Origin of the sequence: Streptacidiphilus sp. MAP5-3, assembly GCF_041262505.1 — a bacterium.
Classification (GTDB): Bacteria; Actinomycetota; Actinomycetes; order Streptomycetales; family Streptomycetaceae; genus Streptacidiphilus.
This window is the reverse complement of the sequence record NZ_JBGCCL010000019.1, coordinates 42,840-60,752: the sequence shown is the minus strand read 5'-3', so window position 1 is coordinate 60,752 and position 17,913 is coordinate 42,840. Positions and strand designations below refer to the sequence as shown.

Below are 17,913 nucleotides of genomic sequence, written 5' to 3'. Positions count from 1 at the left end.
CCCGCTCTATGGTGGACTGGTTTGCAGACGGACGGGGCGGGACAGAGCGCGTGGGTACGACTGAGATCGCAGCCGTCGCGGCGCAGCGCACGCGCCCGGCGGTCACGTCGCCCGACCCTGCCCGCACGCGTGCGCGGGTCCCCGCGTGGCTGTGGACGTGGGGGACGGCGGCGCTCTTCGCCGTCCTCTACACGCTGCTCGCCGTCCGTCGGCACCAGCAACAGCAGACGGCCGGGTACGACCTCGGCATCTTCGAGCAGACGGTCCGCGCCTACGCGCACTTCCAGGCGCCCATGGTGCCGCTCAAGGGCACCGGGTTCGACGAGCTCGGGGACCACTTCAGCCCGGTGGTCGCGGTGTTGGCGCCGTTGTACCGGGTGTTCCCCAGCCCGGTGACGCTGCTGGTGGCGCAGAGCGTGCTGCTGGCGCTGGCGATCGTGCCGCTGGCCGGATGGGCGCTGCGGGTACGCGGACCCGTCGCTGCCGCCGTGGTCGGCGGCGGGGTGGGCGTGTCCTGGGGGATCGTCCAGGCCGCCGACTTCGACTTCCACGAGATCGCCTTCGCCGTGCCGCTGATCGCGTACGCCGTGCGGGCGCTGGGCGAACGGCGGTGGGGGGCTGCCGCGTTGTGGGCACTGCCGCTCCTGCTGGTCAAGGAGGACCAGGGGCTGACCGTCGCCGCCATCGGCGTCTTCGTCGCGCTGCGCGGCCCGCGTCGGCTGGGGCTCTGGCTCACCGCCGCCGGGGCGCTCGGCACCTGCGCGGAGGTGCTGCTGGTGCTCCCGGCCTTCAACGCCCATGGCGGCTTCGACTACTGGCAGCAGATCGTCGGCGGCGGCACGGCCACCACCGGCGGCATCACCCAGGCGGGCGGCGGCGGTTCGCTGTTCGGCCTGCTACTCCACCTGCCCTGGCCCGGCGTCAAGTGGGCGACCGTGCTGTTGCTGCTCGCCCCGACCGGGTTCCTGGCGCTGCGCTCGCCGCTGGCACTGCTCTGCGCGCCGACGCTGCTGTGGCGCTTCGCCTCCGGCAATGCGCACTACTGGGGCTTCCACTACCACTACAGCGCCGTGCTGATGCCGACCGTCTTCGGGGCGCTCGTCGACGCGCTGGACCGGGGCCGGTTGTCGCCGCGCGTGGTGCGCGGCGGGCTGGCCTTCAGCGCCGCCTTCAGCATGGCGACGCTGCCGTGCTTTCCGCTCTGGGACCTGACCCACCGCGGCGAGTGGACCACCACCGCCCATGTCCGCGCCGCCGACCGCCTGTTGCACCGCATCCCGCCCGGCACGACCGTCGGCGCGGGCAACCGCCTGGCGGCGCAGCTCGTCTCCCGCGACACGGTCACCCTGGCCTGCCTCGACGCCGCCCAGGGCGTCACGCCGGAGTGGGTCGTCGTCGACGCCAAGGACTCCAAGGCGGTGGCCCCCTGCTCCGCGGCGGCGGCGATCGCCGCCCTGCATGGCTACGAGGCACGCGGGTACCGGGTGGTGGGGAGCAACGACGGGGTGACCCTGCTGCGGCGCTGACGAAGGCGGGGGCATGACCGGGGGCGTGAAGGGGAGGGGCATGAAGGTGGCCGACAGTGCGCAGGACCCGGAGCGCTTGGCTGAGGCGGGCCTCGCCTGGCTGCTGAGCAGCGCCCGGCACGGCGGGGACGGCACGCTTCACTGGACCACCCGGCCGAGCGACAGGGAGCCCAACCCGGTCCTCTACAGCGGGACTTCCGGGATCGTCGTCGCGCTGCTCGAGGCTTACCGGCACTTCGGCGACAGCTCTTACGGCGACGCCGCGCTGAGGGCCGCGCGCAGCATCGCGGCGGCGACGTCGGACTGGGAGCTGCACGGTCTGCACTTCGGCCTGAGCGGCATGGCCTTCGCCCTGCACGCGGTGGGCGAGCGACTGGACGATCCCGCGTCCACGGCCGCCGCGCGGCACGCGCTGGACCGGGTCCGTGCCGGCTTCGACGGCACCCGCTGGGGCCGGTATCTCGAACTGCTCAGCGGCAACGCCGGGATCGCCCTGAGTGCGCTGGCCCTCGGCGACCAGGAACTGGCACTCCTCGCCGTCGAGCCGTATACACGGACTGCCGAGCCGACCACGTACGGCCTCCAGTGGGAGCAGCGCCGGGAGGCCGGGTCACGGCTGCACCACGTCTCGCACGGCACGTTGGGCATCGTCGCCGCGCTGGCCTTGGTCGGTCGGGCGGCGGGGGGGGATGACCTTGTCGAGCTGGCCCGCGCGGGCGCGGCGGATGTGGTGGCGCGTGACGAGGCGGGGCCGTGGGGGTTCCTGGTGCCGCACTCCGATCCGCAGGCGTCGCCGGAGAAGATCGAGCGCTACAGCTTCGGTTGGTGCCACGGCCCGGCGGGAGACGCTCAGGTGTTCCGGATCCTGCGCGATGTCGACCCGGGCGGAGGCTGGCAGGCGCTGGTCGACCGTTGCTGGTACACCGTCATCCACTCGGGACTGCCCCGCCGGCTCCGGCCCGGCTTCTGGGACAACAGCGGCCGTTGTTGCGGCACCGCCGGGGTCCTGGCGTTGGCCTGCGACCTGATGGCGGAGAGCGGCGGGGCGGAAGCCGCGGAGTTCGCGGACGTGCTGGTCACCGATCTCGCCCGGCGGGCGACGGTCGACGGCGCGGGCGCGCGCTGGTCCAACGTCGAGCACCGGCGGAACCCGAGTCTGCTGGAGCCGGAGTACGGCTGGGCGATGGGAAACGCGGGGATCGTGCGGGAGTTGCTGCGCTTCGTCCGGCTCTCGCGGGGCGACGACCCCGGATATTCAGTTGCCTTGCCCGACCAGTCCTCCGTTACTGTGGGAGGCATGAAGCGCGCTGCAGCAGTCGTGACGACGACGCCGGACCACGTCCCGGCGCGCTGATCTTCGCTGTCAGTCCGAAGCCCCGGGGCGAGTGCCCCGGGGCTTCGGCGTTCGTTCGCGCGTTCCGGGCACTCGCTCCTCCCGTGAATCAGGAGAGCGCGATGCGCGAGCACGACGCGAACGACCAGCACGAGAACCAGCTGCACCAGCACGACCACCGGCGGCTCGGGCGTGAGCTCGGGCTGTTCGACAGCGACCCGCTGATCGGGGCGGGGCTGCCGTACTGGCTGCCCGGCGGCGCGGCGGTGCGGCACAGCCTGGAGGAGTACATCCGCGAGGTGGAGCGGCGGGCCGGGTACCGGCACGTCTACTCGCCGGTGCTGGGCAAGCGGGAGTTGTACGAGATCTCCGGCCACTGGCAGCACTACCGCGACGACATGTTCGCGCCCATGGAGCTGGGCGGGCAGCACGGCGAGGAGCAGTTGGTGCTGCGGCCGAGTCTCTGTCCGCACCATGCGCTGATGTTCGGGTCCCGCTCCCGCAGTTACCGGGAACTGCCGCTGCGGCTGGCCGAGTTGGGGGCGATGTTCCGGTCCGAGCGGACCGGGGTGCTGCGCGGGCTGACCCGGGTGCGGGCGATCCAGCTCAACGACGGGCACGTCTTCTGCACCCCGGACCAGGTCGCCGACGAGGCCGCCGCCGCACTGGAGCTGATCCGCCGCGCGTATGCCGCACTCGGCATCACCCCGAGCCGCTACCGGCTGTCCCTGCCCGGCCCCGGCGGCAAGTACGTGGCCGCGCCCGAGTTGTGGGAGCGGTCGACCGCGCTGCTGCGCGAGGTGCTGGACCGCTCCGGGCTCCCGTACGAGGAGGCCGAGGGCGAGGCCGCCTTCTACGGCCCGAAGATCGACGTCCAGGTCGTCGACAACGCGGGCCGCGAGGCGACCCTCTCCACCGTCCAGGTGGACTTCCACCAGCCCGAGCGGTTCGACCTGCACTATGTCGGCGCGGACGGGGCCAAGCACCGCCCGGTGATGGTGCACCGGGCGATCATCGGCAGCGTCGAGCGGGCGGTGGCGCACCTGATCGAGCAGCACGGCGGGGCGTTCCCGGCCTGGTTGGCGCCGGTGCAGGTCGCCGTGCTGCCGGTCGCCGAGGACCAACTGCCGCAGGCGGAGGCGTTGGAGGCGCGCTGCCTGGACGCGGGACTGCGCGTGGAGCTGCTCGGGCCGGAGCGCGGCAGCCTCGGCGCGCGGATCCGCGAGGCCCGGCTCGCGCCGTACCAGGCGGTGATCGGCGCCAAGGAGGCGGCAGACGACCACGTCGCGCTGCGGCTGCGGGACGGGCGCCGGATCGACCCGCTGCCCGCCGACGAGGTGCTCGCCCGGATCGGGGCCCTCGTCGGCGCGCATCGCGTCGAGTTGTGGGAGTAGCGCCGACCGGCAGGTCAGCCCAGGCGGCTGACCTCGGTGACCCGGAGCACGGCCCGCCCCTCCTCGTCGGAGGAGTGCAGGTCGACCTCGGCGCTGATGCCCCAGTCGTGGTCGCCCGCCGGGTCGTCGAAGATCTGCCGGACCAGCCAGGCCCCCTGGACCGACTCGTCGTCGATGAGGAGCATCTTCGGTCCGCGCGCGTTCGGGCCGGTGAACAGGTCGTCGTGCTCGTCCCAGTAGGCGTCCATCGCGTCCGCCCAACGGTCGCCGTCCCAGCCGCCGTCCTCGGCGTCGAGCTCGCCCAGTGCGTCGTAGTGCTCCAGCGCGGCGAGCTCGACCCGGCGGAAGAGGGCGTTGCGGACCAGCACCCGGAAGGCGCGCGTGTTGGCGGTGACGGGAGCGGTCCGCTCCTCCAGCGACACCTCCAGCTCCTCCTCGTCCTCGGGGTTGGCGAGCTGCTCCCACTCGTCGAGGAGCGAGGAGTCCACCTGGCGGACCAGCTCGCCCAGCCAGGAGATCAGGTCGCGCAGGTCCTCGGACTTGAGGTGGTCAGGGACGGTGTGCTCGACCGCCTTGTACGCGGAGGCCAGGTAGCGCAGCACCAGGCCCTCGGTGCGCGGGAGTTCGTAGAAGCCGACGTAGTCGGTGAAGGTCATCGCGCGCTCGTAGAGGTCGCGGGCGACGGTCTTCGGGCGCAGCGGGTGGTCGCTGATCCAGGGGTGCGAGCGCCGATAGACCTCGTACGCGTGCTCCAGCAGCTCCTCCAGCGGCTTGGGGTAGGAGATCTCCTGGAGCCGCTCCATCCGCTCCTCGTACTCGACGCCGTCGCGCTTCATCTCCGCGACGGCCTCGCCGCGCGCCTTGTTCTCCTGCGCGTGCAGGATCTGCCGCGGGTCGTCCAGCGTGGATTCGACGACGGAGAGCACGTCCAGCGCGTAGCTGGGGGAGGCCGGGTCCAGCAGCTCGAACGCGGCCAGCGCGAAGGTGGAGAGCGGCTGGGTGAGCGAGAAGTCGTCCTGTAGATCGACCGTCAGCCGGACGATGCGGCCGGTCTCGTCGGGGTGCGGCAGCCGCTCGACGACGCCGCCCGCCTCCAGCGAGCGGTAGATGGCGATGGCCTCGCGGATGTGGCGGCGACGGGTCTTCGGGTCGTCGTCGTTGTCGGTCAGCAGGTGCCGCATCGCCTCGAAGGCGTTGCCGGGACGGTTGATGACGGACAGCAGCATCAGGTGGCTGACCTTGAACCGGGAGACCAGCGGCTCCGGCGCGGCGTCGATCAGCTTGGTGAACGTCTCCTCGCCCCAGGAGACGAAGCCCTCGGGGGCCTTCTTCCGGACCACCTTGCGCTTCTTCTTCGGGTCGTCGCCCGCCTTGGCGACGGCCCGCTCGTTCTCGATGACGTGCTCGGGCGCCTGGGCGACGACGGTACCCACGGTGTCGAACCCGGCGCGCCCGGCGCGGCCCGCGATCTGGTGGAACTCACGGGCGCGCAGCATCCGCACCCGCTGGCCGTCGTACTTGGACAGCGCGGTGAACAGCACCGTACGGATCGGCACGTTGACGCCGACACCGAGCGTGTCCGTCCCGCAGATGACCTTGAGCAGACCGGCCTGCGCCAGCCGCTCCACCAGGCGCCGGTACTTGGGCAGCATGCCCGCGTGGTGGACGCCGATGCCGTGGCGGACGAAGCGCGACAGGTTGCGGCCGAACTTGGTGGTGAAGCGGAAGTTGCCGATCAGCGCGGCGATGGCGTCCTTCTCCGCCTTGGTGCACATGTTGATGCTCATCAGCGCCTGCGCGCGCTCCACGGCCTGCGCCTGGGTGAAGTGCACGACATAGACCGGCGCCTGACCGCTCTTGAGCAGGTCCTCCAGCGTGTCGTGGATGGGAGTGCGCTGGTACTCGTAGAAGAGCGGGACCGGCCGCGTCGCCGAGGAGACGGTGGTGGTGTCCCGGCCGGTGCGGCGCTTGAGGTCCGCCTCGAACCGGCGCACGTCGCCGAGGGTTGCCGACATCAGCAGGAACTGCGCCTGCGGCAGCTCGATCAGCGGCACCTGCCACGCCCAGCCGCGGTCCGGCTCGGCGTAGAAGTGGAACTCGTCCATGACGACCTGCTGGACGTCCGCCTCTGTGCCGTCGCGCAGCGCGATGGACGCCAGCACCTCGGCGGTGCAGCAGATGATCGGCGCGGTCGGGTTGACCGACGCGTCGCCGGTCATCATGCCGACCTTCTCGGTGCCGAACATCTTGACCAGGTCGAAGAACTTCTCCGAGACCAGCGCCTTGATCGGCGCGGTGTAGAAGGTCCGCTGCCCGTTCGCCAGCGCGGCGAAGTGCGCACCGGCCGCGACCAGGCTCTTTCCGGAGCCGGTCGGGGTGTTGAGGATGACGTTGTTGCCCGAGACGATCTCGATCAGCGCCTCTTCCTGGGCGGGGTAGAGGGTGATCCCGCGCTCCTCGGCCCACCCGGCGAATGCCGTGAAGAGGTCGTCGGGCTGGGGCGCGGCGGGGATGAGATCAGTCAGGGTCACCCGCCCATTCTGCCTGCTCCGGGGTCCGGTCGGTCCCCTCCATCCCGTGCGCGTGTGGCGGGTGGGTGCCCTCCTCGCGGGACGGCCACTCGGCATCCACCCGGGCCCACCAGTGGAAATCGCTCAGATAAACACCCGAAACCGCTCACATAAACCGAGGCGACGGATCCAGGGCGCAGCAAATTGGCCCAAGGAAGGCGATAGTGGAATGGAGGAGGCCAATCGGCCTATATGCCACCAGAATCCTCCCGGGTCCGACCGCGACGCAGCTCGCCGACCCGTATGTCTGTATTTACCCGCGTTGCTCGAAGTAATGGTTGCCGCAGTGCATATCCGTGCGGTATGAATATTCGGATCTTCGAGCCCCTGCAAAGGGGCCCGCGAAGACGGCCACACTGTCGAGTACGCAGGGAGGCGCATGAGTGACGTTCCCGGGCTCGCGACCCGGGCCGTCCGTTCCACCCGAGTGCATTCATCGAATCAATGTCATAGAGCCACAAGCTCGCATGCTTTCAGGTCAGCCCGGCCTGCACACATATGACAGGGATCCGTTTCCCATGACCTCCGGCTTCAAGAACTTCCGCTATCTGGTGGCGGGCAACGCCATATCCGCCTACGGTAGCTATTTGAATCTCGTGGCGCTCAATCTCTATGCACTGAGCACCACCGGGAGCGCCGCGCAGACCGGCCTCATTATGGCCGTGCGCCTGACCGTCGCATTCTGCATGGGCTTCGTGTCCGGCTCGATTGTCTCCCACTTCAATCGCAAGTACGTGATGATCTTCGGCGACCTGTCGCAGGCCGTCGCACTGACGGCACTGCTCACGGTGCCGGCAGGTGCTCGGCCCGCCCTGCTCTACGTGGTGGCCGTGGTCGCCGGGGTCGGCGGGACGCTCTCGAGTGTCTCGCTGCGCAGCAGCGTCCCGGTGATCGTCGGGCAGGACCAGCGGGTACGTGCCAACGGGCTGCTGACCTCGGGACGCTCGCTGGCGATGGTGGCGGGATTCGCCTCGGCCGGCATCGTGGTGACCGCCTTCGGCTTCCGGGCGGCGTTCGCGATCGACGCGGCCACCTTCGTCGTCTCCGCCGCGAACATGGCCCGGTTGCCGCTGAAGCTGCGCATGTCCGAGTCCCGGGCGCCGTCCGCAGGCGGCGGGTCGATCTCGCCGATGATCGGGCTGCGGATCCTGCGCGCCACCCCCGTACTCCTCGTGATGATCGCGATCCGTGCGGTGGACGGCCTGGGCTCGGCTTCGCACAACGTCGGCCTGCCGGTGTACTCGACGGCACTCAATCCGGCGCATCCCGCGGAGTTCGTCAGCCGCTTCTGGGCGATCTGGGCCGTCGGCAACATCCTGATGCAGCGCGGCCTGGTCCGGTATCTGAAGAAGAGCGGGCGCTCGATCGGCGAGAACGCCTTCTCCGTCGGCACGATCCTGATGTCCGCCTCGTTCATCCTCGCCTTCACCGGCCCGCCCCTGGTCGTGGGCATCGTCGTCGCGCTGTGTGCCGGACTCGCGGACGGATTCACCGACAACGCGTACGCGTCGCGCCTGCAGACCGTGAGCGACGACGACCGCGGCTATGTCTTCGGCTTCTCGTCGATGGCCGAGAACCTCGGCTTCGGCTCCGGCATGGTGATCAGCGCCCTGTTGCTCGACCATCACAGCCCGCTGTGGGTGGTCGGCGTCTCCCATGGTGTCGCGATCGGCTGCGGTGTCGCGTTCCTGAGCTACGTGCTCGTCTCCAGGCGGCGCGAGGCGCGCAGGTCCGGCAGTGAAAAGGCGGCCGCGGAGCTCGATGCGGCGACAGTGGGCGGGGACATAAGATGACGGACCGGCGCATTGCGGTTGTCGGCATGGCCTTCCGCTTCCCCGGTGCTGACGACGAGCTCTCCTACTGGCGCAACATCCGCGACGGCGTATGCAGCGTGCAGCGCTTCACCGACGAACAACTCGCCGCAGCCGGGGTGCCTCCCGAGGAGTACCGCGAGGCCGACTTCATCGGCGCGAGCGCGTTGATTCCGGGGATCGCGGAGTTCGACGCCGGCTTCTTCGGCATGAGCGGAAACACGGCGCGTGCCACAGATCCGCAGCAGCGGCTGTTCCTCCAAGTCGCCTACCACGCCCTCGAGGACGCGGGCTACGCGGCGGTCCCGGACGGCGTGCGGGTCGGCGTCTTCGCGGGCCACGGCTATCACCTGTACGGGCACCGGACGTACTTGGTCAGTAACCTGATTCCGGAGGGCTGGCCCGACTGGGTCTCCGGATCGCTGGTCACGAACGGCAACCACCCCGACTTCATCGCCACCCGAACCTCGTTCGCGCTCGATCTGACCGGCCCCTCGCTGGGTGTGCAGAGCGCGTGCTCGACGGCGCTGACCGGGGTTCACATCGCAAGCCAGTCGCTGCTCGCGGGGGACACGGACGTTGCCGTGGCCGGGGCTGCTGCCGTGCACGTCCCGCAGGTCCTCGGCTTCAGGCACGTCAGGGGTTCCATCCTCTCGCGCACCGGCGTCTGCCGCGCTTTCGACGCGGCGGCCGACGGGACGGTCGGCGGCAACGGCGTCGCGGCCGTCATCCTCAAGCGTCTCGATGACGCACTGGCCGACGGCGACACGATTCACGCCGTGCTGCTCGGCAGCGGCATCGGCAACGACGGCGCGTCCAAGGCCGGTTACAGTGCGCCGAGTGCGGAGGGGCAGCGGCGGACGATCCGCCGCGCACTCGCGTCCGCCGGGGTCTCCGCGGAGTCGATCGGCTACCTCGAGTCGCACGGCACGGGCACGTTCAAGGGCGACCCGATCGAGTTCGAGGGCCTGACGACGGCGTTCCGCGAGGACACCGACCGGGTCGGCTACTGCGCGCTCGGCTCCACCAAGGCCAACCTCGGCCACCTGGACGCCTGCGCGGGCCTGGCGAGCCTGATCAAGACGATCCTCGTGCTCAAGAACAGGACCATCCCGCCGATGGCGAACTTCAGTTCGCCGAATCCCTTGCTGCCGTTGACGAGCAGCCCGTTCGACATCCCGGCGCAGGCGCGGCCGTGGCCCGCCGGGGACGGCCCGCGCCGCGCGGGGATCAACGCCCTCGGGGTCGGCGGGACCAATGTGCACCTGATCGTGGAGGAGGCACCCGAGCGCCGCCGTCCGACCGCCACGGTGCCACCGCTGCCGTTGACGCCCGTGCCGATGTCCGCGAAGTCGCCGCAGGCGCTCGGAGAGCTGCGCGAGAGCTACCTCAGTCATCTGCGCTCCGACGCCGGAGCGCAGGCGGGGGACGTGACGCTCAGCGCGGCGGCCGGGCGGCCGCACTACGCGCACCGGACGGTCGCGCTGGGCCGCGACCTCGGCGAGGTGGCTGCCCAGTTGGAGAAGGCCGACGGTCCGCTGCAGGGTGTTGCACCCCTCGGGGAGGGTGGCATCGCCTTCGTGTTCTCGGGCCAGGGCAGTGCCTATCGCGGTATGGCGCGCGCACTTTGGGATCACTTCCCGATCGTGCGCGCGACGCTCGAGGACTGCGATCGGTATCACCAGGAGCTGACCGGCGCCTCGTTGCTGCCCGCGATGCTCGGAACCGGCGGCGACGCGCCGCCGGACGGCACGGACGTGTGGCCGACCGAGCTCGCGCAGCCCGCGCTGTTCGCTTACCAGGTCGCCCAGTGCGCACTGTGGGAGTCGCTGGGCGTCCGGCCGCGCGTGGTCGCGGGCCACAGCGTCGGTGAATACGCGGCGCTGTATGCGGCGGGTGCACTCACCGTGGCCGAAGGCATGGGCCTGACCGTGGAGCGCGGGCGGCTGATGCGCGACGCGAGTGTCGAGGCCGGCATGGTCGCGGTCTTCGCGGAGCGCGCGGACGTCGACGAACTGCTCGCCTCGGTGCCGGACCTCGACCTCGCCGCCGTCAACGGCCTTGCGAACCACGTGCTCGCCGGGTCCGCCCCGGCGGTGCGCAAGCTGCGCGAGCTGTTGGATGCCGGGGGTGTCGACTACGCGCCGCTCGCGGTGGACCGTGCCTTCCACTCCCGGCTTCTCGATCCGACGCTCGAGGCGTGGCGCGCCCAGGCCGCCGAGGCGAGCATGGCAGAGCTCGACATCCGATTCGTCGCCGGCCCGGACGGCGCGGTGTGCGAGCCCGGTTGGCGCCCCGACGCCGACTACCTCGTCCGCCAGACCCGCCGGCCCGTGCGCTTCGACCTGGTCCTGGCCGGGCTCGCCGACGTCGGCGCCGTCGTCGAGATCGGTCCAGGAACGACCCTCACCGGCCTCGCCCGCCGCGCTCTGCCCGAGGAGTCCGCGCTCCTGCTGCCCACGCAGCGGCGCGGGCGCGAGACGGAGACGCTGCTCGAGTCGTTGAGCGCGCTCTACTGCGTCGGGGCCGACATCGACTGGAACGCCCTCACCGCGGGACGCGGCGGCGGCCGCGTGCCACTGCCCCGCTACCCCTATCAGCAGCGAACCTACTGGACCGGACCGCTGCCGGACCCGTCCGTCTTCGAACCACGGCCCGGCACCCAGCCCGAAGGGAACAGCATGAGCAGCACCAGTGCGGCCACCACTTACGAGCAGCAGGTGCTCGGTCGGATCGTCGACCTGACGGTCCGCCACTTCGGCTGCGAGCCCGCCGCGGTCGAGCCGGGCGTCGCGTTCGTCGAGTTCGGTGCCGACTCGCTCCAGATGATCAGCATGGTGCGCGAGTTGGAGAAGGAGTACTCGGTCCGGGTGGGACTGCGCGAGGTTTTCGAGGAGGCCGGCTCGCCCGCGCTGCTCGCGGCGATGATCGCGAAGCGCTCCGGCGGCACGGCGAAGGCGGCCGATCCGGTGGCGGCTGCCGCTCCGACGCCTGCCACCCCGGCGGTCCCCGCGCCATCGGCGGCACCGGCGGTCCCCGCGCCCGCGATGGTGGCACCGGCGATCCCCGCGCCCGCGACGGTGGTGGCCACCGCGGCAAGCCCGGCGGCAGTGGCGCCGACCGGGGCGCCGACCGCGGCGCCGAGTCTTGAGGCGCTCGCCGAGCAGGTCAGGGTGCTGCAGCAGGTCCAGCTGCAGATGATGGAGCAGCTGTCCCAGCTCGTGTCGCTTCAGCTTGCGGGAGGCCGCGGTGAGCGTTGAGGACGCATCGGCGCGGATGCTCGCGCTGAGCAAGCAGATCTCCGCCCAGCTCGCCGAGGTGACGGGCGCGGCGCCAGCCCCCGCGTCGGCCGCGGGCACACCGGCCGCGAGCTCGGCGCGTCCGCAGGAGCACGGCCCGCGGGTCAGCGTGGCGCGCGAGTCCGGAATGGCCGGTTCCGCCGACGCGGCGCAGCGCGCGCACGTGGCCGGGCTCATCAGCAGCCTGACCGCGAAGACCCCGTCCTCCAAGGACGCGGCACAGCGCTACCGCTCCGTGCTCGCCGACAGCCGCGCGGTCGTCGGTTTCCGCAGCGCGACCAAGGAGATGCAGTACCCGATCGCGGGTCGGCGCGCGGCCGGCTCCTGCCTCGAGGACGTCGACGGCAACAGCTACGTCGACATCACGATGGGCTTCGGCACGCTGCTTTTCGGGCACGAGCCCGCCTTCGTCACCGAGGCTGTGCGTGAGCACCTCTCGCGCGGCCTGCAGCTCGGCCCGCGCAACATCGAGACCGGCGAAGCGGCCCTGAAGCTCGCCGAGATCACCGGGACGGAGCGGGTCGCCTTCGCCAACTCGGGCACCGAGGCCAACAGTGCGGCGATCCGGCTCGCCCGCAACGCCACCGGACGCACGAAGATCGTCATGTTCCACGGTTCCTACCACGGCCACGCAGACAACGTCCTGGGCCGCTCGGTGCCGGCCCCGGACGGCCGCCAGACGGTGCCGGTCTCCTCAGGCATCCCGGGCTCGGCGGTGGCCGACCTCATCGTGCTCGACTACGGCTCGCCCGAGAGCCTGCGGGTCATCGACGAGCTCGGGCCGCAGCTCGCCGCCGTGCTGGTCGAGCCCGTCCAGAGCCGCAAGCCCGCCTTCCAGCCGGGCGAGTTCGTCCGCGAGCTGCGGGCGCTGACGACGCGGCACGGAATCGTCCTGGTCTTCGACGAGATGCTCACCGGCCTGCGCCCGTGCCCTGGCGGCGCCCAGGAGTTCTACGGCGTGACCGCCGACCTGGCCACCTACGGCAAGGCGCTCGGCGGCGGATTCCCGATCGGCGCCATCGCGGGCCGCGCCGACATCATGGACGGCATCGACGGCGGATTCTGGCGCTACGGCGACTCCAGCTACCCACCGCGCGACACCACGTTCTTCGGCGGTACCTACATCCAGCACCCGGTCTCGATGGTGGCGGCGAACGCCGTGCTGACCCACCTGCTCGCCGAGGGGCCCGGGCTGCAGCAGCGGCTCAACGCGCGCACCGACGCGTTCGTCGGCGAGCTCAACCGGTTCTTCACCGATGAGGAGTTCCCGCTCCGCATCAACCACTTCGGCTCCATGTTCCGGTTCGAACACCTCGCCGACATGGAACTCCTGTACCCCCACCTCCTGCTCAAGGGCGTGCTGGTCTGGGAGTGGCGCAACTTCTTCCTCTCGACCGCGCACTCCGACGCGGACCTCGAATTCGTGACGAACGCCGTCAAGACCTCGATGCGCGAGCTTCGTTCGGACGGCTTCTTCCCCTCGGCCAAGGCGCCGCACACGCCCTCGGCCATGGCGCCGCACACGCTCTCGGCCAAGGCGTTGGACGCGCCCACGGCCGGCGCGCCCTCGGCCGGCGCGCCCTCGGTCGGCGCGCCCTCGGCCGGCGCGCCCTCCGTCGGCGCGGCGTCCGTGGCCGTCACCGAGCGCCCGACCGCCGCGCCCGATCCCGCGCAGGGCCAGGCCCTCGACTTCAGCGTCTACTTCTTCGGCGACTACCCGCGCGAGACCCCGGAGGAGGAGCGCTACGACCTCGTCGTCGACACCGCGCGCTTCGCCGATAGGCACGGTTTCCACGCGCTGTGGCTGCCCGAACGCCACTTCCACTCCTTCGGCGGCATATCCCCGAACCCCTCGGTGCTCGCCGCCGCGCTCGCCCGGGAGACCTCGCAGATCCGGCTGCACGCGGGATCCGTGGTGCTCCCGCTGCACGACCCGATCCGCGTCGCCGAGGAGTGGGCGATGGTCGACGCGCTCTCCGGGGGACGGGCCGGGCTCGGATTCGCGCCCGGCTGGCGGCCCGACGACTTCGTCTTCCACCCCGAGCGCTTCGGCAGTCATCGCGATCTCATGTACGAACAGCTCGACGAGGTACGTCGGTTGTGGCGCGGCGAGCAGGTGGAGCGTGCGTGCGGCAGCGGTCGCACGACCACCGTGCAGCTGTTCCCGAAGCCGGTCCAGGCCGAGCCGCCGATGTTCGCGGCCGTCGTCGGCAACCCGGTGTCCTACCGGCGCGCGGCACGGAACAACCTCGGGATCATCACGAACCTGATGAGCCAGACGCCCGAGCAGCTGGCGGACAACATCGACCTCTACCGCAAGGAGCGCGCCGCCGCAGGGCTCGACCCGGACGGCGGGCGCGTCGTACTGCTCCTGCACACCTACCTCGGCCGGGAGCTCGCCCCGGCGCGACGCGAGGCCTTCACGCCGCTCAGCCGATACCTGCGCTCCTCCCTGTCGATGTTCGGGGACGTCGCCAACAGCCTCGGTTTCAACGTCGACCTCGACCAGATGACCGAGGACGACCTCGACTTCGTCTTCGAGCGCGCGTACGACCGGTACTGCGACCAGCGCTCGTTGATCGGGACCGTCGAGTCCTGCACCCCGTTGGTGCGGCGGCTGCAGGAGGCCGGCGTGGACGAGATCGCCGCCCTCGTCGACTTCGGCGTCCCGGCCCGCGGCGCGGCCGCGAGCATGGAGGAACTCGACGCCCTGCGCAGGGCCGCGCAGCAGCCGGAGACCGGATCCGTGACGCCGACGGCCGCCCCGCGGATCGCCCCGCGTGTCGCCGTGCGTACCGCGCCGGAGCCCGTCGTCGCCCCGGCCTCCGCCGGCCAGCAGCGCATGTGGTTCTCGGAGCAGCTCCTGGCCGGGCGCTCGGTGCACAACGAGGCCAAGGCGATCCGGTTGCACGGCGCCGTGGACGTCGACGCCCTGCGCGCCGCGCTCGGTGGCCTGATCGAGCGGCACGCCAGCCTGCGCACGGTCTTCCGCGAGATCGACGGCGAGCTGTGCCAGATCGTGCGGCCCGCGGCCGAGCTCGACTTCGCCTTCGTCGACCGATCCGGCGCCGACGAGGAGACGGTGGCCCGCGAGGCGCTCGACGAGGAGGGCCGCCGTCAGTTCGACCTGGCCGAGGGGCCGCTGTTCGTCGCGCGGCTGATCCGTCTGGCCCCGGACGCGCACGTGATGGTCTGGTCGATGCACCACATCGTCATCGACGCCCTGTCCACCATCATCATGTGCCGCGACGTCTCGGCGCTCTACCGTGCCGCGATCGAGGGCCGTCCCGCGGACCTGCCCGAACTGACCGCGAGCTACGCGGACTTCGCCCGCGGACAGGCCGAGTCGGGTGACTCGGACCTCGCGCGCGCGGACCTCGACTGGTGGGTGCGGCAGCTGGGCGATCGGCTGCCCGAACCGCAGCTGCCCGCGGACCGGCCCCGGCCTGAGGTGATGACGTCCCGCGGCCGCGCCGTGTTCACCACCTTCGACCTCGAACTCACCGCCGCTCTCAAGGACCTGAGCCGCGCGCACGGCGTCACCCTCTTCACGCCGTTGCTCGCCGCGTTCGCCGCCATGGTGCGGCAGGTCGGCGCGGGCGGGGACGAGGTGGTGCTCGGTACGCCGGCCTCGGTACGCCCCGAGGGCACCGAGGATCTGGTCGGCTTCCTGCTCAACCTCCTTGCCCTGCGCATCGATCTGTCCGGCGACCCGACCTTCGCCGAGCTGCTCGGGCGGGTGCGCGGTGTCGTGCTGGACGCGTACGACCGCTCGGACACGCCCTTCGAGCGGATCGTGCACGCACTTGCGCTGCCGCGCCGCACCGACCGCACGCCGGTCTTCCAGGTGATCGTCGAGTTCGAGAACGAGCAGGTCTTCGACCTGGACCTGCCGGGGATCGAGGCCTCGGTGCTGGAGTTCGCGACCAGCCGCGCCGTCACTGACCTCACGGTGAACATGACCAACGGCACCAACGGCGTCCTGTGCCAGCTCGAGTACAACACGGACCTCTTCGACGCCGCGACGGTCGAGGGCTTCCTTGCGGTGTGGCGCTCGATCCTGCGCGCCGGCTCGGTCGATCCTGGCCTGCGGCTGTCCGAGTTGGCGGCCTTGCACGGCCGCGACGTCGAGGTCCCGCGCACGACCGTGCGCCGGCTGGTCGACGAGCAGGCCGTGCGCCGTCCGGATGCCGTCGCGGTCGAGTCGTCCCAGGGCGCTGTCAGCTACGGCGAGCTCGTCGGGCGCGCCGACCGGATCGCCGGGGCGCTCGCCGCGCGCGGCGTCGGCGCAGGCGACGTCGTCGCGCTGTGGCTGCCGCGTTCGGCGGATCTGATCGCGGCGATGCTCGCGGTGCTCGGGCGGGGCGCGGCCTACCTGCCGCTCGACCCGGCGCTCGGGCGGCAGCGGGTCGACGTGGTGCTCGCCGAGAGCGGGGCGCGGGTGGTGCTGTCCGACTCCGCAACGGACGCCGTGGGCGCGCCCGGGATAGCCGTACTCGAAATCGCCGAGGCGCTGCGGGCCGCGCCGATCGCGCCGGCCCCGGGCAGCGCGGACGACGCGTGCTATGTCATCTACACCTCGGGCTCGACCGGTCGACCGAAGGGCGTGGTCGCCACCCACGCGGGCGTGGTCAACCTCTGTGGCTGGCACCGCACGCGCTTCGGCTTCGGCGAGGACTCGCGTGCGGCGATGGTGTGCGGCCAGAGTTTCGACGCCTCCGTGCTCGAGGTCTGGCCCGCCCTGACCGCGGGCGGCACGGTCGTCGTCGCCGACGAGGCCGACCGGCTGGACACCCGCTCGCTGGCGAAGTGGCTGGGGGACAAGGAGATCTCGGTCTCGATCGTGCCCACACAGCTGGGTGCGGAACTGCTGACGCTGGGCGACGAGCTGCAGCCGGCGTCGTTGCGTCATCTGCTGCTCGGTGGCGAGGAGATGCGACGTCGGCCTCGGGCCGGCCTGCCGTACGAGGTCCTCAACGTCTACGGGCCCACCGAGACCACGGTCCTGGTGACGACAGAGACGGTCGCCGACGCGAGCGCGGAGGCCGGGCCGATCGCACTCGGCCGGGCGATCGACAACACCGCGCTGCACGTCCTGGACGAGCACGGCCGCCGCGTCGCCCCGGGCGCGGAGGGGGAGCTCCACATCGGCGGCCCCGGGGTCGCGCAGGGCTACCTGGGCCGACCCGAGCTGACCGCGGAGCGGTTCGTGACCACCGAATGGGGCCGGCTGTACCGCACCGGCGACCTGGTCCGGCTGCGCCCCGACGGCCGCCTCGACTTCCGCGGCCGTGCCGACGACCAGGCCAAGATCCGTGGCTACCGGGTCGAGCCGGGCGAGGCCACGCACGCGCTGATCGCGCTGGAGGAGGTCGCGGACGCCTATGTCACCGCGCGCCGCGACCACCAGGGCGACGCCTATCTCGCGGGGTACGTCGTTCCGAAGTCTCCGACGACACAGTCCGCCGATGTCATAAGACGGGTACGCGAGCAGCTCACCGGGCAACTCCCGGCCTACCTGGTGCCGACGCGCTGGGTCGTGCTCGGGTCGCTGCCGCTGAACCCGAACGGGAAGATCGACAGGTCCGCCCTGCCGGAGCCCGGGCAGCAGCCCGCCCCCGAGCCGGCCTCGGCACCGGGGCCTGAGCGGGAGCCGGTGCCCGCGCCCGCGCCTGACGCCGCCTCGGCGGATCGGATCGTCGAGCGTGTGCGTGCCCTGTGGTCCGCAGAGCTCGGGCAACCGGTCGGCGAGGAGGCCGGCGGTTCCTTCTTCGACCTCGGCGGTCACTCGATCAACGCGATGCGCCTCCTCAACCGGGTCCGTGACGAGTTCGACTGCGACTACTCGATGATGGATTTCTACAAGGAGCCGACCATCGAGGCCATGGTCGCCGGGCTCGAGCGGAACACCGCGGGGCCGGTCGGCGATGCTCCCGAGCCGTCCCGCGTCCGCGGCACGCTGTAACGGGAGGACCGACAC

7 protein-coding genes are annotated in these 17,913 nt (G+C 71.5%); 6 read left to right on the top strand and 1 reads right to left on the bottom strand.

Annotated features, from left to right (window positions below; genetic code table 11):
* Positions 1-50: 50 nt before the first annotated feature.
* The 3 genes from ABH928_RS25015 to thrS all read left to right on the top strand — a co-directional run bounded on the left by ABH928_RS25015 (position 51) and on the right by thrS (position 4,253).
* Positions 51-1,526, top strand: a complete 1,476-nt coding sequence (locus tag ABH928_RS25015; protein WP_370070247.1) for a DUF2079 domain-containing protein — start codon at positions 51-53, stop codon at positions 1,524-1,526.
* 40 nt (positions 1,527-1,566) lie between these two features.
* On the top strand, positions 1,567-2,880 hold the full coding sequence (locus ABH928_RS25010) for a lanthionine synthetase LanC family protein (protein WP_370070245.1): 1,314 nt from the start codon (positions 1,567-1,569) through the stop codon (positions 2,878-2,880).
* Between the two features lie 101 nt (positions 2,881-2,981).
* On the top strand, positions 2,982-4,253 hold the full coding sequence (thrS, locus tag ABH928_RS25005) for a threonine--tRNA ligase (RefSeq protein WP_370070243.1): 1,272 nt from the start codon (positions 2,982-2,984) through the stop codon (positions 4,251-4,253).
* Between the two features lie 14 nt (positions 4,254-4,267).
* Here the strand turns inward: thrS and ABH928_RS25000 are convergent, their stop codons facing one another.
* Positions 4,268-6,784, bottom strand: a complete 2,517-nt coding sequence (locus ABH928_RS25000; RefSeq protein WP_370070241.1) for a DEAD/DEAH box helicase — start codon at positions 6,782-6,784, stop codon at positions 4,268-4,270.
* A 422-nt stretch (positions 6,785-7,206) separates the two neighbouring features.
* Between ABH928_RS25000 and ABH928_RS24995 the strand changes: the two genes are divergently transcribed.
* Genes ABH928_RS24995 through ABH928_RS24985 form a run of 3 tightly spaced genes read left to right on the top strand, consistent with a single transcriptional unit; the run spans position 7,207 to position 17,898 of the window.
* Positions 7,207-8,616: an MFS transporter gene (locus ABH928_RS24995; protein WP_370070239.1), complete on the top strand. Its 1,410-nt coding sequence runs from the start codon at positions 7,207-7,209 to the stop codon at positions 8,614-8,616.
* Positions 8,613-11,894 carry a type I polyketide synthase gene (locus ABH928_RS24990; protein ID WP_370070237.1) on the top strand — a complete coding sequence of 1,094 codons (3,282 nt, stop codon included), beginning with the start codon at positions 8,613-8,615 and terminating at the stop codon, positions 11,892-11,894. The genes ABH928_RS24995 and ABH928_RS24990 overlap by 4 nt, the downstream gene beginning before the upstream one ends.
* Positions 11,884-17,898 (top strand): MupA/Atu3671 family FMN-dependent luciferase-like monooxygenase, encoded by a 6,015-nt coding sequence (locus tag ABH928_RS24985; protein WP_370070235.1) that lies wholly within the window; start codon positions 11,884-11,886, stop codon positions 17,896-17,898. The genes ABH928_RS24990 and ABH928_RS24985 overlap by 11 nt, the downstream gene beginning before the upstream one ends.
* Positions 17,899-17,913: the final 15 nt, after the last annotated feature.